A 16,252-nucleotide genomic window follows, 5' to 3' on the forward strand; every position below is an offset into this window, starting at 1 on the left:
GCAAGCATGCAAGCCATCGAGATCCGCGAATACGGCGCCCCCGAAGTCCTCCAGCTGACCGAGCGCCCCGACCCTGTGCCGGGCGCGGGGGAAGTCCTGATCCGCGTGGCTGCCGCCGGCGTCAACCGTCCCGACGTGTTCCAGCGCACCGGCAACTACCCCGTGCCGCCGGGCGCGTCCGACCTGCCCGGGCTGGAAGTGGCGGGCGTGGTGGTGGGCGGCGACCTCGGCCATGCCGACAACCGCTTCGGCCTGAAGGCGGGCGACCGCGTTTGCGCGCTGGTGCAGGGCGGCGGCTACGCGCAGCTGTGCACCGCGCCGCTGGCGCAGGTCCTGCCCGCGCCGCAGGGCCTGAGCGATATCGAGGCCGCGGCGCTGCCGGAGACCTTCTTCACGGTGTGGAGCAATGTGTTCGATCGCGGCTACCTGGGCCAGGGCCCGCGCGGCAAGGACGAAACCCTGCTGATCCAGGGCGGCTCCAGCGGCATCGGCACCACCGCGATCCAGATCGCCAAGGCGCTGGGCTTCAAGGTCTTCGTCACCGCCGGTACCGACGACAAGTGCAAGGCCTGCGAAGACCTCGGCGCCGATCGCGCCATCAACTACAAGACTCAGGACTTCGTTGCCGAAGTTGCTGCGCTGACCGGCGGCAAGGGCGTCGACGTGATCCTCGACATGGTCGCCGGCCCGTACCTGGCGCGCGAGCTCAAGTGCATCGCCGACGATGGCCGCATCGTCATCATTGCGCTGCTGGGCGGCGCCAAGGCCGAGATTCCGCTGGGCGACATCCTGCGCCGACGCATCACGGTGACCGGCTCGACGCTGCGTCCGCGCCCGGCGTCGTTCAAGGGCAAGATCGCCGCGGCGCTGCACGAGCAGGTGTGGCCGCTGCTGGCGGCAGGCAAGATCAAGCCGGTGATCCACCAGGTGTTCCCGGCCGCGCAGGCGGCCGACGCGCACCGGCTGATGGAGTCGAGCGAGCATATCGGCAAGATCGTGCTGACCTGGTAAATCGGCGGACGTAGCGGCCGGTATACCGGCGGGCATAGCGCCTTGCCCCTGCCACACGCTACAATAGCGGGTTTGATTTGGGAGGGGCACCTCGTGAGACACAAGCTCGTCATCGGCAATTGGAAGATGCACGGCAGCCTGGCTGCCAACGCGGCACTGCTGGAAGGCATTCAGGCTGGCGCTGGTGTGACCGGCGCGACGCTGGCGGTCTGCGCGCCGTTCCCCTATCTTGCACAATGCCAGGCGCTGCTGAACGGCTCCAAGGTGGCCTGGGGTGCACAAGACGTGTCGGCGGAGGCGCGCGGCGCCTTCACCGGCGAAGTGGCGGCTTCCATGCTGGGCGAGTTCGGCTGCACCTATGTGCTGGTCGGCCACTCCGAGCGCCGTACCTACCATGGCGAGACCGACCAGGCGGTCGCGGCCAAGGCGCTGCGGGCGCTCGAGTTCGGCATCGTCCCAGTGGTGTGCGTGGGCGAGACCCTGGCCCAGCGCGAGGCTGGCGAGACCGAGGCCGTGGTCGGCCGGCAGCTGCAGGCGGTGCTGGAGGCGCTGACGGTGGAGCAGCTGGGCCGCGTGGTGCTGGCCTATGAGCCGGTGTGGGCCATCGGCACCGGCAAGACCGCCACCAGCGCGCAGGCGCAGGCGGTGCATGCCTTCCTGCGCGGCCAGGTTGCCGCGCGCGATGCGGGCGTGGCCGGGCGCATGGCGATCCTGTACGGCGGCAGCGTCAAGCCCGACAATGCGGCCGAACTGTTTTCGATGACCGATATCGACGGGGGCCTGATCGGCGGCGCCTCGCTCAAGTCGGAAGATTTTCTCGCGATCGGCAACGCCTGAATGCCGGCCGTTCCGATCGACCGATCAGGCAAGTAAGCTTATTTAAATCAAATGGCAATCTTCAAGACTTTGTTGGTGGTGCTGCAGGTGTTGTCGGCGCTGGGCGTAATCGGCCTGGTGCTGATCCAGCATGGCAAGGGCGCCGATGTGGGCGCGGCCTTCGGCTCGGGCGCCTCCGGCAGCCTGTTCGGCGCCACCGGCTCGGCCAACTTCCTGTCGCGCACCACCGCCGTGCTGGCTACGCTGTTCTTCGTCTGCACGCTGGCGCTGACGCTGCTGGGCAATTACAAGCCCGCGGCGTCGCTGGGCGTGATGGGCGCGGCGCCGGCATCGGCGCCCGCCGTGGCCGGTGCTTCGGCACCCGCCGCAGCAGCCCCGGCCGCTGCCGCGGACGCTTCGGCGCCGGCAGCCCCTGCGGTACCGAAATAATCCGATTGCCTTGCGGCGGATTCCTGAGTTTTTTTGCAGTTGTGCGTTGAACAAAGCAAGAAATTTGGGTTAGAATGCAAGGCTTGAAACGATTCCCCAGCGATGGGTTCCGCGCAAAGACGAAAGCCTTTGTAACGGACCTGAAGGGCCTGAAAACCCGGCGCCAGGCAATATTGTTTCTCCCCCAGCCGACGTGGTGAAATTGGTAGACACGCTATCTTGAGGGGGTAGTGGCGAAAGCTGTGCGAGTTCGAGTCTCGCCGTCGGCACCAAACAACTTGATCGGAGTCCCTGGCCGGGCAATGCACCCGCGCATGGGGCTCCGGCAGTCCGCAAGGCGGCGCGCCATGATTCTCGTGGCTTAGCGCCTGGGGTGGGCAACAGGACGCCGCTTCAGCTGGTGCTGTTGACAACATTCCAGATAAGGCTGGCCGTACCTTGAATCTCGAAGCCTACTTCCCCGTTCTCATCTTCATCATCTTCGGTGTCGTGCTTGGCGTGGCACTGATGTCGATCGGTCGGATCCTCGGTCCGAACAAGCCCGATCCCGCGAAGCTGTCTCCGTACGAGTGCGGCTTCGAAGCGTTCGAGGACGCGCGCATGAAGTTCGACGTGCGCTACTACCTCATCGCCATCCTGTTTATCCTGTTCGATCTCGAAACCGCCTTCCTGTTTCCGTGGGGTGTTGCCCTGAAGGATATCGGCTGGCCGGGTTTCATCGCCATGGGCGTGTTTCTGCTGGAATTCATCGTGGGCTTCGTCTACATCTGGAAAAAGGGCGCGCTCGATTGGGAGTGATGTGAAATGGCAATCGAAGGCGTTCTCAACGAAGGCTTCGTCACGACTACCGCTGACAAGCTGATCAACTGGACCCGCACCGGGTCGCTGTGGCCGATGACCTTCGGCCTGGCCTGCTGTGCCGTGGAAATGATGCATGCCGGCGCCGCGCGCTACGACATGGACCGCTTCGGCGTGATCTTCCGCCCGTCGCCGCGCCAGTCGGACGTGATGATCGTGGCCGGCACGCTGTGCAACAAGATGGCCCCCGCGCTGCGCAAGGTCTACGACCAGATGGCGGAACCGCGCTGGGTGATCTCGATGGGCTCGTGCGCCAACGGCGGCGGCTACTACCACTATTCATATTCGGTGGTGCGCGGCTGCGACCGCATCGTGCCGGTGGATATCTACGTGCCGGGCTGCCCGCCGACGGCCGAGGCGCTGATCTACGGCGTGATCCAGCTGCAGAACAAGATCAAGCGTACCAACACCATCGCGCGCAAGGGCTGAAATGGCGAAGCTCGATACCCTGAAGGCCGCGCTCGAGAAAGTTCTCGGCAAGCGTGTGCAGAAACTGGTCGAGGCGACCGGCGAACTGACGCTGGTGGTCAAGGCCGACGACTACCTCGAAGTCGCGCAGATGCTGCGCGACGATCCGTCGCTGCGCTTCGAGCAGCTGATCGACCTGTGCGGCGTGGATTATTCCGAGTACGGCGACGGCGCCTGGGACGGCCTGCGCTTTGCCGCGGTGTCGCAGCTGCTGTCGGTCACGCACAACTGGCGCCTGCGCCTGCGCGCGTTCGCCAGCGACGATGATTTCCCGGTGCTGCCGTCGCTGATCAACGTGTGGAACTCGGTCAACTGGTTCGAGCGCGAAGCCTTCGATTTCTACGGCATCGTGTTCGACGGCCATCCGGACCTGCGCCGCATCCTGACCGACTACGGTTTCGTCGGCCATCCGTTCCGCAAGGACTTCCCGGTTTCCGGCTTTGTCGAGATGCGCTACGACCCCGAGCAGAAGCGGGTCATCTACCAGCCGGTCACGATCGAGCCGCGCGAACTCACGCCGCGCGTGATCCGCGAGGACAAGTACGGCGGCGTGGAGTACTGAGAACGCGTCATGGCAGATATCAAGAATTACACCCTGAACTTCGGCCCGCAGCACCCGGCCGCGCACGGCGTGCTGCGCCTGGTGCTGGAACTGGACGGCGAAGTCATCCAGCGCGCCGACCCGCATATCGGCCTGCTGCACCGTGCCACCGAGAAGCTGGCCGAGCAGAAGACCTGGATCCAGAGCGTGCCGTACATGGACCGCCTCGACTACGTGTCGATGATGGTCAACGAGCACGCCTACGTGATGGCGATCGAGCGGCTGCTGGGCCTCGAGGTGCCGGTGCGCGCGCAGTACATCCGCGTGATGTTCGACGAGATCACCCGCCTGCTGAACCACCTGATGTGGATCGGCTCGCACGCGCTCGACGTGGGCGCGATGGCGGTGTTCCTGTACGCGTTCCGCGAGCGCGAGGACATGTTCGACATGTACGAGGCGGTGTCGGGCGCGCGCATGCACGCGGCCTACTACCGTCCGGGCGGCGTGTACCGCGACCTGCCTGACACGATGCCGCAATATCGCGCGTCCAAGGTACACAACGAGCGCGCCATCAAGGCCATGAACGAAGCCCGTTCGGGCTCGCTGCTGGATTTCATCGAGGACTTCACCAACCGGTTCCCGAAGTACGTCGACGAATACGAGACGCTGCTGACCGACAACCGGATCTGGAAGCAGCGCCTGGTGGACATCGGCGTGGTCAGTCCGGAACGCGCGCTGCAGATGGGCTTTACCGGCCCGATGCTGCGCGGCTCGGGCATTGCCTGGGACCTGCGCAAGAAGCAGCCGTACGAGGTGTACGACAAGCTGGACTTCGACGTGCCGGTGGGCGTGGGCGGCGACTGCTACGCGCGCTACCTGGTGCGCGTGGAAGAGATGCGCCAGTCCAACCGCATCATCAGGCAGTGCGTGGAATGGCTGCGCCGCAACCCCGGTCCGGTGATCACCGAGAACCACAAGGTGGCGCCGCCCTCGCGCGTGGACATGAAGTCCAACATGGAAGAACTGATCCACCACTTCAAGCTCTTCACCGAAGGCATCCACGTGCCCGAAGGCGAGGCGTACGCAGCGGTGGAACACCCCAAGGGCGAGTTCGGCATCTACGCGATCTCGGACGGCGCGAACAAGCCGTACCGCCTGAAGATCCGTGCTCCCGGCTTTGCCCACCTGGCCGCGCTGGACGAAATGGCCAAGGGACACATGATTGCTGACGCGGTAACGATCATCGGCACGCAAGACATCGTCTTCGGCGAGATCGACCGCTAATCACGGACCGCCGGCCCGGACGACGATCCGGGCGCTTTCCGAGGAGCTCTGCTGTGCGGAGCGGCCCGGAAGACCCGCGGCGGACCGGCACGGCCTCAGGCCCGCCGGCGGAACGGCAGCGACGGCTGCAAACCTGCGGAGAGACGCCCGGTGGCGCTGTCTCCGGCGTTTTACTGCAATGACCATGCTATCAGCAGAAGCTCTCAAGGAAATCGATCGCGCGATCGCGAAGTATCCGGCCGACCAGAAGCAGTCGGCCGTGATGGCGGCGCTTGCCGTGGCGCAGGGCGAGGTGGGCTGGGTTTCCCCCGAAGTCATGCAGTTCGTCGCCAACTACCTCGAGATGCCGCCCGTGTGGGTGGAAGAGGTGGCGACCTTCTACAACATGTACGACACCAAGCCGGTGGGCAAGTACAAGCTCACCGTCTGCACCAACCTGCCGTGCGCCCTGTCGGGCGGCGAGCGGGCTGGCGATTACCTGAAGCGCAAGCTCGGCATCGACTACAACGAAACCACCGCGGACGGCTGCTTCACGCTGAAGGAAGGCGAGTGCATGGGCGCCTGCGGCGACGCCCCGGTGATGATCGTCAACAACACCCGCATGTGCAGCTGGATGAGCGACGACAAGCTCGACGCCCTGGTCGAAGAGCTCAAGGCCGAGGCTGCCAAGGGGGGCAAGTAACATGACCTGTCTGCATGATCGCCATATCCAGCCGCTGATCCTGGCCGGCCTGGACGGCAACAACTGGCACCTGGAAGACTACGTCAAGCGTGGCGGCTACCAGCAGCTGAAGCGCATCCTGACCGAGAAGATCCCGCCCGAGCAGGTGATCGCCGACGTCAAGGCCTCGGGCCTGCGCGGCCGCGGCGGTGCGGGCTTCCCGACCGGCCTGAAGTGGAGCTTCATGCCGCGCACGTTCCCGGGTCAGAAATACCTGGTGTGCAACACCGATGAGGGCGAGCCCGGCACGTTCAAGGATCGCGACATCATCCGCTACAACCCGCATGCGCTGATCGAGGGCATGGCCATCGGCGCGTACGCGATGGGCATCACCGTGGGCTACAACTACATCCACGGCGAGATCTGGAACGAATACAAGATCTTCGAGCAGGCACTGGAAGAGGCGCGCGCCGCCGGCTTCCTCGGCGACAACATCCTGGGCTCGGGCTTCAGCTTCCAGCTGCATGCCCACCACGGCTACGGCGCCTACATCTGCGGCGAGGAAACCGCGCTGCTCGAATCGCTGGAAGGCAAGAAGGGCCAGCCGCGCTTCAAGCCGCCGTTCCCGGCCAGCTTCGGCCTGTACGGCAAGCCGACCACCATCAACAACACCGAGACCTTCGCCGCGGTGCCGTTCCTGCTGGCGGTCGGCCCCGAGAACTACCTGAAGATGGGCAAGCCGAACAACGGCGGCACCAAGATCTTCTCGATCTCGGGCGACGTCGAGCGTCCCGGCAACTACGAGATCCCGCTGGGCACGCCGTTCGCCAAGCTGCTGGAACTGGCCGGCGGCATGCGCGGCGGCAAGCGCATCAAGGCGGTGATCCCGGGCGGCTCGTCGGCGCCGGTGGTGCCGGGCGACCTGATGATGGCGTCCGACATGGACTACGACTCGATCGCCAAGGCCGGCTCGATGCTGGGCTCGGGCGCGGTGATCGTGATGGACGAGACGCGCTGCATGGTCCGCTCGCTGCTGCGCCTGTCGTACTTCTACTTTGAGGAATCGTGCGGCCAGTGCACGCCGTGCCGCGAAGGCACCGGCTGGCTGTACCGCATGGTCAATCGCATCGAACACGGAGAAGGGCGCCAGGAAGACCTGGACCTGCTCAACAACGTCGCGGAAAACATCATGGGCCGCACCATCTGCGCGCTCGGCGATGCCGCGGCGATGCCGGTCCGCGGCATGCTCAAGCACTACTGGAAAGAGTTCGAATATCACGTCGAACACAAGCAGTGCATGGTTCCGGCCTACATCTAAGCGTGGCAGAACATGGTTGAACTAGAGATCGACGGCAAGAAGGTTGAGGTTGCTGAGGGCAGCCTGGTGATGGAAGCCGCCCGCAAGCTGGGCACCTACATCCCGCACTTCTGCTACCACCGCAAACTGTCCATCGCGGCCAACTGCCGCATGTGCCTGGTCGAGGTCGAGAAGGCCCCGAAGGCGCTGCCTGCCTGCGCCACGCCGGTGACCCCCGGCATGAAGGTCTTCACCAATTCGGAGAAGGCGGTCAAGGCGCAGAAGTCGGTGATGGAATTCCTGCTGATCAACCACCCGCTGGATTGCCCGATCTGCGATCAGGGCGGCGAGTGCCAGCTGCAGGACCTGGCCGTGGGCTACGGTGCCTCGGAGTCGCGCTACAAGGAAGAAAAGCGCGTGGTGTTCCACAAGAACGTGGGCCCGCTGATCTCCATGGAGGAGATGACCCGCTGCATCCATTGCACCCGCTGCGTGCGCTTCGGCCAGGAAGTGGCCGGCGTGATGGAGCTGGGCATGCTCAACCGCGGCGAGCACTCCGAAATCACCACCTTCGTCGGCAAGACCGTCGACTCGGAACTGTCGGGCAACATGATCGACCTGTGCCCGGTCGGCGCGCTGACCAGCAAGCCGTTCCGCTACTCGGCCCGCACCTGGGAACTGGCGCGCCGCAAGTCGGTGTCGCCGCACGACGGCCTCGGCGCGAACCTGGTGGTGCAGACCAAGAACCAGCGCGTGATGCGCGTGCTGCCGCTGGAAAACGAAGACATCAACGAGTGCTGGATTTCCGACAAGGACCGCTTCTCGTATGAAGGCCTGAACAGCGCCGACCGCCTGACCCGCCCGCTGCTGAAGCAGGGCGGCGAGTGGATGGAAACCGACTGGCAGACCGCGCTGGAATACGTGGCCAATGGCCTGGCCGGCATCAAGCGCGAACACGGCGCCGACCAGATCGCCGCGCTGGCCAGCCCGCACAGCACGCTGGAAGAGCTGTTCCTGCTGGGCAAGCTGATGCGCGGCCTGGGCAGCGACAACGTCGACTTCCGCCTGCGCCAGACCGATTTCTCGGCCGCGCTGAAGGGCACGCCCTGGCTGGGCATGCCGGTGGCCGACGTGACCACGCTGCAACGCGCGCTGGTGATCGGCTCGTCGCTGCGCAAGGACCATCCGCTGCTGGCCTCGCGCCTGCGCCAGGCGGCCAAGAAGGGCGCCCGCGTGACCGTGCTGGGTGCCGGTGGTGAAGACCTGCTGATGCCCGCCACCCGTATCGACGTGGCCCCGTCGGGCTGGACCGCCGCGCTGGCCGGCGTGGCCCGTGCCGTGGCTGCAGCCAAGGGCGTGGCCGCCCCGGCCGGCACCGACGGCTTCGACGGTGGCGACACCGCTGCCAAGGCCGCCGAGTCGCTGCTGTCGGGCGAGCGCCGTGCCGTATTCCTCGGCAACGAGGCCGTGCGTCATCCGCAGTTCTCGGCGCTGCATGCGCTGGCACAGTGGATCGCCACCGAAACCGGCGCCACGCTGGGCTTCCTGACCGAAGCGGCCAACACCGTCGGCGGCTATATCGCCGGCGCGCTGCCGAAGCAGGGCGGCGCCAATGCGCAGGCCATGCTGGAGACGCCGCGCAAGGCCTACATCCTGCTGAACACCGAACCCGAGTTCGACGCCGCCGACCCGCGCCTGGCGCTGGCCGCGCTGGCCCAGGCCGGCACCGTGGTGGTGCTGTCGCCGTTCCGCTCGGAAGCGGCGATGCAGTACGCCGACGTGATCCTGCCGGTGACGCCGTTCACCGAAACCGCCGGCACCTTCGTCAACTGCGAAGGCAAGCCGCAGAGCTTCAACGGCGTGGTGCGCGCACTGGGCGAAGCGCGCCCGGGCTGGAAGGTGCTGCGCGTGCTGGGCAACCTGCTGGACGTGGCCGGTTTCGACTACGACACCGCCGAGGCGGTGCGCGCCGAAGTGCTGTCGGCCCCGGTCGACGCGCAGCTGGACAACGCCACCGACGCGCCGATCCGCGTGGCCGCCGCTGCCGGCAACGGCATCGAGCGCATCGCCGACGTGCCGATCTACCATGCCGACCCGATCGTGCGCCGCGCCGAGTCGCTGCAGCTGAGCGCCGCCGCGCGTCGCGCGATGCAGATCGCGCTGCCGGCCGACCTGTTCGCTAGCCTGGGCATCCAGTCCGGCGATCCGGTGCGGGTCACGCAAGGGCAGGGCAGCGTGGTGCTGCCGGCCGTGCTCGAGGCGACGCTGCCTGCCAACACCGTGCGCGTGCCGGCGGCAACGCCGGCGGCGATGAGCCTGGGCGCGATGTTCGGCACCGTCACCGTAGAGAAGGCCATTGACCTGGCGCCGGCCACCGGCGCCGTGGCCACGGCGTAAGAACAAGAGCGAGAACAAGACATGATTGACTGGATTACCTCGCAAGGGCAGGGCGTACTGGGCGCGTACTGGACGCCGCTGTGGATCCTGATCCGCGCCGTGATCATCGTGGTGCCGCTGCTGCTGTGCGTGGCTTACCTGATCCTGTGGGAGCGCAAGCTGATCGGCTGGATGCACGTGCGCATCGGCCCGAACCGCGTCGGCCCGCTCGGCCTGCTGCAGCCGATCGCCGACGTGCTGAAGCTGCTGCTCAAGGAAGTCATGATGCCCACGCAGGTCAGCCGGGGCATGTACCTGATCGCCCCGCTGATGGTGCTGATGCCGGCGGTGGCGATCTGGGCGGTGATTCCGTTCCAGGCCGAGGTGGTGATGGCCGACGTCAACGCCGGCCTGCTGTACGTGATGGCGATCAGCTCGGTCGGCGTGTACGGCGTGATCCTGGCCGGCTGGGCCTCGAACTCCAAGTACGCCTTCATCGGCGCGATGCGCGCCGCGGCGCAGATGGTGTCGTATGAAATCGCCATGGGCTTTGCCCTGGTGACGGTGCTGATGGTTGCCGGCAGCCTGAACCTGTCGGCCATCGTCAACGGCCAGAACACCGGCTACTTCGCCGACATGGGCATCAACATCCTGTCGTGGAACTGGCTGCCGCTGCTGCCGATGTTCGGCGTGTACTTCATCTCGGGCGTGGCCGAAACCAACCGCCACCCGTTCGACGTGGTCGAAGGCGAATCGGAAATCGTCGCCGGCCACATGATCGAATACTCGGGCATGGGCTTCGCGCTGTTCTTCCTGGCCGAGTACATCAACATGATCGTCATCTCGACGATGACCGCGCTGATGTTCCTGGGCGGCTGGGCGCCTCCGTTCGAGAGCGTGGTGACCAACGCGATCCCGGGCTTCTTCTGGCTGCTGATCAAGGTTTTCCTGCTGCTGTCGGTGTTCATCTGGATCCGTGCCTCGTTCCCGCGCTACCGCTATGACCAGATCATGCGCCTGGGCTGGAAGGTGTTCATTCCCCTGACCGTGGCCTGGCTGATCATCGTGGCGATCTGGATCAAGTCGCCGTGGAACATCTGGCACTGAACGGCCAAACGACGGTGCGCCTGCCCGGCAGGGCGCGCGCCGTGTGGAAATACTAGGAAGCATCATGCTGCTCGCCATCAAGGACTTCTTCAACAGCCTGCTCCTGAAGGAACTCTTCAAGGGCATGGCCCTGACCGGCCGCTATCTCTTCGCGCGCAAGATCACGGTCCAGTTCCCGGAAGAGAAGACGCCGATCTCGCCGCGCTTCCGCGGGCTGCACGCGCTGCGCCGCTACCCCAACGGGGAAGAGCGCTGCATCGCCTGCAAGCTGTGCGAGGCGGTGTGCCCGGCGCTGGCCATCACGATCGAGTCCGACGCGCGCGCCGACGGCACGCGCCGCACCACGCGCTATGACATCGACCTGACCAAGTGCATCTTCTGCGGTTTCTGCGAAGAGGCCTGCCCGGTCGACGCCATCGTCGAGACGCAGATCCTGGAATACCACGGCGAAAAGCGCGGCGACCTGTACTTCACCAAGGACATGCTGCTGGCCGTGGGCGACCGCTACGAGCCGCAGATTGCCGCGGCCAAGGCGGCCGACGCGAAGTACCGCTAAGCCAGCAACACTCAGCCGGACAGCGGCCGGAAGTTTCGGCCGCCGACGTAACGCCGGTTGGCGGCTGCCGCAAGCAGCAGACCTGGCAGCCGCCGCCACCGAATCGAAATGCGGTCCCTGCAATGTCAGGGGCCAATGCAAGGATGCCGCAGGAGCGGGCCACCCGAGGGGTTGGCTTGTGCCGGACGGCCCAGAGAGGATCCGATAGGGACCATGGAACTCACGACCACCATCTTCTACGTCTTTGCGCTGGTGCTGGTGCTCTCCGCACTGAAAGTCATCACCGCGAAGAACCCGGTGCACTCCGCACTGTTCCTCGTGCTGTCGTTCTTCACGGCCGCGGCGATCTGGATGCTGCTGCAGGCGGAATTCCTCGCCATCCTGCTGGTGCTGGTCTACGTCGGCGCGGTGATGGTGCTGTTCCTGTTCGTGGTGATGATGATCGATATCGATATCGAGCACCTGCGCCGCGATTTCTGGACCTACGTGCCGATGGCTTCGATCGTAGGCGCGCTGATCATCGCCGAGATGGCGATCGTGCTGGTGCGCAACTTCATCGGCACCACCACGCCGGTGGCGCCGAGCGGCTCGCAGGAGCCGGGCTACTCGAACACCGCCGCGCTGGGCAAGCTGATCTACACCGACTACATCTACGCCTTCGAAGTGGCCGGCATCATCCTGCTGGTGGCGATCATTGCCGCCGTGGCACTGACGCTGCGCCGCCGCAAGGACGTCAAGGCCCAGGACGTGTCGGCACAGCTGCGCACCCGCCGCGACGAGCGCGTGCGCCTGGTGCCGATGGCCGCCGAAGACCAGACCCAGCAGACGGAAGCCGCGGCTGCCGCCAATAAGAACTAAAGCCCGGAGAAATCGCTGTGCTCTCTCTCGCTCATTTCCTCGTGCTCGGTGCGATCCTGTTTGCGATCAGCATCGTCGGCATCTTCCTGAACCGCAAGAACGTGATCGTGCTGCTGATGGCGCTCGAACTGATGCTGCTCGCGGTGAACATCAACTTCGTCGCCTTCTCGCATTACCTGGGCGACCTGGCAGGACAGGTTTTCGTTTTCTTCATCCTCACGGTGGCCGCCGCCGAGTCGGCAATCGGTCTCGCCATCCTGGTTGTGCTGTTCCGCAACCTGGATACGATCAACGTGGACGACCTGGACACCCTCAAGGGCTGAGCCGTGGCGCACTACGTAGATACCCAAGACTCACCGACCGCACACCACTAAGCGTCCTATGGCAACCACGCTCAACCCCAACCTGCTGCTTGCGATCCCGCTGGCGCCGCTAGTCGGCTCCGCGATCGCCGGCCTGTTCGGTACCAAGTTCTTTGGCCTGTTTTCCTCGGAGTCGCGCGGCGGCCGGATCTTGGCCCACACCTCGACCATCCTAGGCGTGGCCATTGCCTGCGTGCTGTCGGTGATGGTGCTGCTCGACGTGATGAACGGCGCGGGCTACAACGGCACCGTCTACGAGTGGATGGCGATCGGCAGCCTGAAGATGGAGGTCGGCTTCCTGGTCGACTCGCTGACCGCGATGATGATGGTCGTGGTGACCTTCGTCTCGCTGATGGTGCATATCTACACCGTCGGCTACATGGACGGGGACCCCGGCTACAACCGCTTCTTCGCCTACATCTCGCTGTTCACCTTCTCGATGCTGATGCTGGTGATGAGCAACAACTTCCTGCAGCTGTTCTTCGGCTGGGAAGCGGTGGGCCTGGTGTCGTACCTGCTGATCGGCTTCTGGTACACCCGTCCGACGGCGATCTTCGCCAACCTGAAGGCGTTCCTGGTCAACCGCGTCGGCGACTTCGGCTTCATCCTGGGCATCGGCCTGCTGCTGGCCTACGCCGGCAGCATGAACTACACCGAAGTGTTCGCCGCGCGCGACCAGCTCGCCACCGTGATCTTCCCGGGCACCGACTGGATGATGATCACCGTCGCGTGCATCTGCCTGTTCATCGGCGCGATGGGCAAGTCGGCGCAGTTCCCGCTGCACGTGTGGCTGCCCGACTCGATGGAAGGCCCGACCCCGATCTCGGCGCTGATCCACGCGGCCACCATGGTGACCGCCGGCATCTTCATGGTCGCGCGCATGTCGCCGCTGTTCGAGCTGTCGGACACCGCGCTGTCGTTCGTGCTGGTGATCGGCGCCATCACCGCGCTGTTCATGGGCTTCCTGGGCATCATCCAGAACGACATCAAGCGCGTGGTCGCGTACTCGACGCTGTCGCAGCTGGGCTACATGACCGTGGCGCTGGGCGCTTCGGCCTACTCGGTGGCGGTGTTCCACCTGATGACGCACGCGTTCTTCAAGGCGCTGCTGTTCCTGGGCGCGGGCTCGGTCATCATCGGCATGCACCACGACCAGGACATCCGCAACATGGGCGGCCTGCGCAAGTACATGCCGATCACCTGGATCACCTCGCTGGTGGGTTCGCTGGCGCTGATCGGCACGCCGTTCTTCTCGGGCTTCTACTCCAAGGACTCGATCATCGAGGCCGTGGCCGAGTCGCATATCGCCGGTTCGGGCTTTGCCTACTTCGCCGTGCTGGCGGGCGTGTTCGTCACCGCGTTCTACTCGTTCCGCATGTACTTCCTGGTGTTCCATGGCAAGTCGCGCTGGGGCCAGAACCACGCGCACCAGCACCATGAGGGCGACCACGAGGACGAGGAAGTCTCGCACGACCATCATCACGGCCTGGCCGCCGGCGAGAAGCCGCACGAGTCGCCGTGGGTGGTGACGCTGCCGCTGGTGCTGCTGGCGATCCCGTCGGTGGTGATCGGTGCGATCGCGATCGAGCCGATGCTGTTCGGCGACTTCTTCAAGAACGGCATCGCCTTCAAGGAAGTGATCTTCGTCGGCGAGAACCACCACGCCATGGCTGAGCTGAAGGAAGCGTTCCACGGCTGGGTGGCGATGGCGCAGCACTCGCTGACCACGCCCGTGCTGTGGCTGGCCATCGCCGGGGTGGTGCTGTCGTGGTTCTTCTACATGAAGCGCCCGGATATTCCGGAAGCGATCAAGAACCGCTTCTCGGGCCTGTACAAGCTGCTCGACAACAAGTACTACATGGACGCCATCAACCAGGCCGTGTTCGCCCGCGGCGCACGCCTGCTCGGTACCGGCCTGTGGAAGGGCGGCGACCAGAGCCTGATCGACGGCCTGTTCGTCAACGGCGCGGCACGCGTGGTGGCATCGTTCGCTTCGGCCAGCCGCTACCTGCAGTCGGGCTATATCTACCACTACGCGTTCGCGATGATCGTCGGCATGCTGGTGCTGCTGACGCTGACGATCACGGGCGTGATCGGCACCAAGTGATAGGCACCAAGTAAGGAAAACATAGAAATGGTTCTGTCTTTCTCAATCTGGCTGCCTGTCTTCTTCGGCCTGCTGATCCTGGCCTTCGGCTCGGACCGCAGCCCCGGCTTCGTGCGCTGGATGTCGCTGTTCGGCTCGATCGCCAGCTTCGTCGTCACGCTGCCGCTGGTGTTCAACTTCGACCGCGCCACCGCGGCGATGCAGTTCGTCGAGAAGGCGAACTGGATCGAGCGCTTCAACATCCACTACCTGCTGGGCGTTGACGGCCTGTCGATGTGGTTCGTGGTGCTGACCGCCTTCATCACGGTGATCGTGGTGATCTCGGCCTGGGAAGTGATCACCGAGCGCGTGGCCGAGTACATGGCGTCGTTCCTGATCCTGTCGGGCCTCATGGTGGGCGTGTTCTGCGCGCTCGACGGCATGCTGTTCTACGTGTTCTTCGAAGCCACGCTGATCCCGATGTACATCATCATCGGCGTCTGGGGCGGCCCGAACCGTGTCTACGCGGCCTTCAAGTTCTTCCTGTACACGCTGCTGGGCTCGCTGCTGACGCTGGTCGCGCTGCTGTACCTGTACAACAAGACCGGCACCTTCGAGATCCTGCAGTGGCACCAGGCCAAGCTGTCGATGAACGAGCAGATCGCGCTGTTCCTGGCCTTCTTCGTCGCCTTCGCGGTCAAGGTGCCGATGTGGCCGGTGCACACCTGGCTGCCCGACGCCCACGTCGAGGCGCCGACCGGCGGCTCGGTGGTGCTGGCCGCGATCATGCTGAAGCTGGGCGCCTACGGCTTCCTGCGCTTCTCGCTGCCGATCGCGCCTGACGCCAGCCACTACCTGGCCCCGTTCATCATCACCATCTCGCTGATCGCGGTGATCTACATCGGCCTGGTGGCACTGGTGCAGGCCGACATGAAGAAGCTGGTGGCGTACTCGTCGATCGCCCACATGGGCTTCGTCACGCTGGGCTTCTTTATCTTCAGCGACATCGGCGTCGAAGGCGGCATCGTGCAGATGATCTCGCACGGCTTTATCTCGGGCGCGATGTTCCTGTGCATCGGCGTGCTGTACGACCGCGTGCACTCGCGCCAGATCGCCGACTACGGCGGCGTGGTCAACACCATGCCCAAGTTCGCGGCGCTGTCGGTGTTCTTCGCCATGGCCAACTGCGGCCTGCCGGCCACCTCCGGTTTCGTCGGCGAATTCATGGTGATCCTGGGCGCGGTCAAGTTCAACTTCTGGATCGGCCTGCTGGCCGCCACCGCGCTGATCCTGGGCGCCGCCTACTCGCTGTGGATGGTCAAGCGCGTCATCTTCGGCGACGTCGTGCACCAGCACGTGCGCGAGCTGGCCGACCTGAACAAGCGTGAGTTCGTCATGCTCGGCCTGCTGGCCATCATGACGCTGTACATGGGCCTGCACCCGAAGCCCTTTACCGACGTGATGCACCCGTCCGTGGTCAACCTGCTGCAGCACGCGGCGCAGTCCAAGCTGTAATCGGGG

Annotated in this window: 16 protein-coding genes and 1 tRNA gene; all 17 read left to right on the plus strand. The window is 65.1% G+C overall.

The window, feature by feature from the left end:
- Positions 1-6 precede the first annotated feature (6 nt).
- The gene (locus A2G96_RS06240) at positions 7-1,011 is read left to right on the plus strand and encodes an NAD(P)H-quinone oxidoreductase (protein WP_062797752.1); all 1,005 of its coding nucleotides are present in this window, start codon (positions 7-9) and stop codon (positions 1,009-1,011) included.
- Positions 1,012-1,104: 93 nt separating this feature from the next.
- Positions 1,105-1,848 carry a triose-phosphate isomerase gene (tpiA, locus tag A2G96_RS06245; RefSeq protein ID WP_082818864.1) on the plus strand — a complete coding sequence of 248 codons (744 nt, stop codon included), beginning with the start codon at positions 1,105-1,107 and terminating at the stop codon, positions 1,846-1,848.
- A gap of 51 nt (positions 1,849-1,899) precedes the next feature.
- Complete coding sequence (gene secG / locus A2G96_RS06250; RefSeq protein WP_062797757.1) at positions 1,900-2,277, plus strand: preprotein translocase subunit SecG; 378 nt, start codon at positions 1,900-1,902, stop codon at positions 2,275-2,277.
- A gap of 187 nt (positions 2,278-2,464) precedes the next feature.
- Positions 2,465-2,549 (plus strand) — tRNA-Leu (locus A2G96_RS06255).
- A gap of 166 nt (positions 2,550-2,715) precedes the next feature.
- Positions 2,716-3,075 (plus strand): NADH-quinone oxidoreductase subunit A, encoded by a 360-nt coding sequence (locus A2G96_RS06260; RefSeq protein ID WP_012352330.1) that lies wholly within the window; start codon positions 2,716-2,718, stop codon positions 3,073-3,075.
- A gap of 6 nt (positions 3,076-3,081) precedes the next feature.
- Entirely contained in the window at positions 3,082-3,564 is a 483-nt protein-coding gene (locus tag A2G96_RS06265) for a NuoB/complex I 20 kDa subunit family protein (protein WP_008643342.1), read from the plus strand.
- A gap of 1 nt (position 3,565) precedes the next feature.
- Complete coding sequence (locus A2G96_RS06270) at positions 3,566-4,165, plus strand: NADH-quinone oxidoreductase subunit C (RefSeq protein ID WP_062797758.1); 600 nt, start codon at positions 3,566-3,568, stop codon at positions 4,163-4,165.
- Positions 4,166-4,174: 9 nt separating this feature from the next.
- The gene (locus A2G96_RS06275; protein ID WP_062797759.1) at positions 4,175-5,428 is read left to right on the plus strand and encodes an NADH-quinone oxidoreductase subunit D; all 1,254 of its coding nucleotides are present in this window, start codon (positions 4,175-4,177) and stop codon (positions 5,426-5,428) included.
- A gap of 184 nt (positions 5,429-5,612) precedes the next feature.
- Positions 5,613-6,110 carry an NADH-quinone oxidoreductase subunit NuoE gene (nuoE, locus tag A2G96_RS06280; RefSeq protein WP_026164101.1) on the plus strand — a complete coding sequence of 166 codons (498 nt, stop codon included), beginning with the start codon at positions 5,613-5,615 and terminating at the stop codon, positions 6,108-6,110.
- A gap of 1 nt (position 6,111) precedes the next feature.
- Entirely contained in the window at positions 6,112-7,407 is a 1,296-nt protein-coding gene (gene nuoF, locus A2G96_RS06285; protein WP_062797760.1) for an NADH-quinone oxidoreductase subunit NuoF, read from the plus strand.
- A gap of 12 nt (positions 7,408-7,419) precedes the next feature.
- Positions 7,420-9,783 carry an NADH-quinone oxidoreductase subunit NuoG gene (gene nuoG, locus A2G96_RS06290; protein ID WP_062797762.1) on the plus strand — a complete coding sequence of 788 codons (2,364 nt, stop codon included), beginning with the start codon at positions 7,420-7,422 and terminating at the stop codon, positions 9,781-9,783.
- Between the two features lie 21 nt (positions 9,784-9,804).
- Complete coding sequence (gene nuoH, locus A2G96_RS06295) at positions 9,805-10,869, plus strand: NADH-quinone oxidoreductase subunit NuoH (protein WP_062797764.1); 1,065 nt, start codon at positions 9,805-9,807, stop codon at positions 10,867-10,869.
- Positions 10,870-10,933: 64 nt separating this feature from the next.
- The gene (nuoI, locus tag A2G96_RS06300) at positions 10,934-11,425 is read left to right on the plus strand and encodes an NADH-quinone oxidoreductase subunit NuoI (RefSeq protein WP_010809124.1); all 492 of its coding nucleotides are present in this window, start codon (positions 10,934-10,936) and stop codon (positions 11,423-11,425) included.
- Positions 11,426-11,638: 213 nt separating this feature from the next.
- Positions 11,639-12,283 carry an NADH-quinone oxidoreductase subunit J gene (locus A2G96_RS06305; RefSeq protein WP_062797772.1) on the plus strand — a complete coding sequence of 215 codons (645 nt, stop codon included), beginning with the start codon at positions 11,639-11,641 and terminating at the stop codon, positions 12,281-12,283.
- 17 nt (positions 12,284-12,300) lie between these two features.
- Positions 12,301-12,606, plus strand: coding sequence for an NADH-quinone oxidoreductase subunit NuoK (gene nuoK / locus A2G96_RS06310; protein WP_018005450.1), 306 nt, complete (start codon positions 12,301-12,303; stop codon positions 12,604-12,606).
- Between the two features lie 58 nt (positions 12,607-12,664).
- The gene (nuoL, locus tag A2G96_RS06315) at positions 12,665-14,752 is read left to right on the plus strand and encodes an NADH-quinone oxidoreductase subunit L (protein WP_062797773.1); all 2,088 of its coding nucleotides are present in this window, start codon (positions 12,665-12,667) and stop codon (positions 14,750-14,752) included.
- Positions 14,753-14,779: 27 nt separating this feature from the next.
- Positions 14,780-16,246 (plus strand): NADH-quinone oxidoreductase subunit M, encoded by a 1,467-nt coding sequence (locus tag A2G96_RS06320; protein ID WP_062797774.1) that lies wholly within the window; start codon positions 14,780-14,782, stop codon positions 16,244-16,246.
- The last annotated feature ends 6 nt before the right edge of the window (positions 16,247-16,252 follow it).

Source organism: Cupriavidus nantongensis (assembly GCF_001598055.1).
GTDB lineage: Bacteria > Pseudomonadota > Gammaproteobacteria > Burkholderiales > Burkholderiaceae > Cupriavidus > Cupriavidus nantongensis.

What these genes read in the sequence shown, in the direction of transcription:
- A2G96_RS06240 (WP_062797752.1), top strand. Translation starts at nt 7, where the DNA reads ATGCAAGCCATCGAGATCCGCGAATACGGCGCCCCCGAAGTCCTCCAG.
- secG (WP_062797757.1), top strand. Translation starts at nt 1,900, where the DNA reads ATGGCAATCTTCAAGACTTTGTTGGTGGTGCTGCAGGTGTTGTCGGCG.
- A2G96_RS06265 (WP_008643342.1), top strand. Translation starts at nt 3,082, where the DNA reads ATGGCAATCGAAGGCGTTCTCAACGAAGGCTTCGTCACGACTACCGCT.
- A2G96_RS06270 (WP_062797758.1), top strand. Translation starts at nt 3,566, where the DNA reads ATGGCGAAGCTCGATACCCTGAAGGCCGCGCTCGAGAAAGTTCTCGGC.
- A2G96_RS06275 (WP_062797759.1), top strand. Translation starts at nt 4,175, where the DNA reads ATGGCAGATATCAAGAATTACACCCTGAACTTCGGCCCGCAGCACCCG.
- nuoE (WP_026164101.1), top strand. Translation starts at nt 5,613, where the DNA reads ATGCTATCAGCAGAAGCTCTCAAGGAAATCGATCGCGCGATCGCGAAG.
- nuoF (WP_062797760.1), top strand. Translation starts at nt 6,112, where the DNA reads ATGACCTGTCTGCATGATCGCCATATCCAGCCGCTGATCCTGGCCGGC.
- nuoG (WP_062797762.1), top strand. Translation starts at nt 7,420, where the DNA reads ATGGTTGAACTAGAGATCGACGGCAAGAAGGTTGAGGTTGCTGAGGGC.
- nuoH (WP_062797764.1), top strand. Translation starts at nt 9,805, where the DNA reads ATGATTGACTGGATTACCTCGCAAGGGCAGGGCGTACTGGGCGCGTAC.
- nuoI (WP_010809124.1), top strand. Translation starts at nt 10,934, where the DNA reads ATGCTGCTCGCCATCAAGGACTTCTTCAACAGCCTGCTCCTGAAGGAA.
- A2G96_RS06305 (WP_062797772.1), top strand. Translation starts at nt 11,639, where the DNA reads ATGGAACTCACGACCACCATCTTCTACGTCTTTGCGCTGGTGCTGGTG.
- nuoL (WP_062797773.1), top strand. Translation starts at nt 12,665, where the DNA reads ATGGCAACCACGCTCAACCCCAACCTGCTGCTTGCGATCCCGCTGGCG.
- A2G96_RS06320 (WP_062797774.1), top strand. Translation starts at nt 14,780, where the DNA reads ATGGTTCTGTCTTTCTCAATCTGGCTGCCTGTCTTCTTCGGCCTGCTG.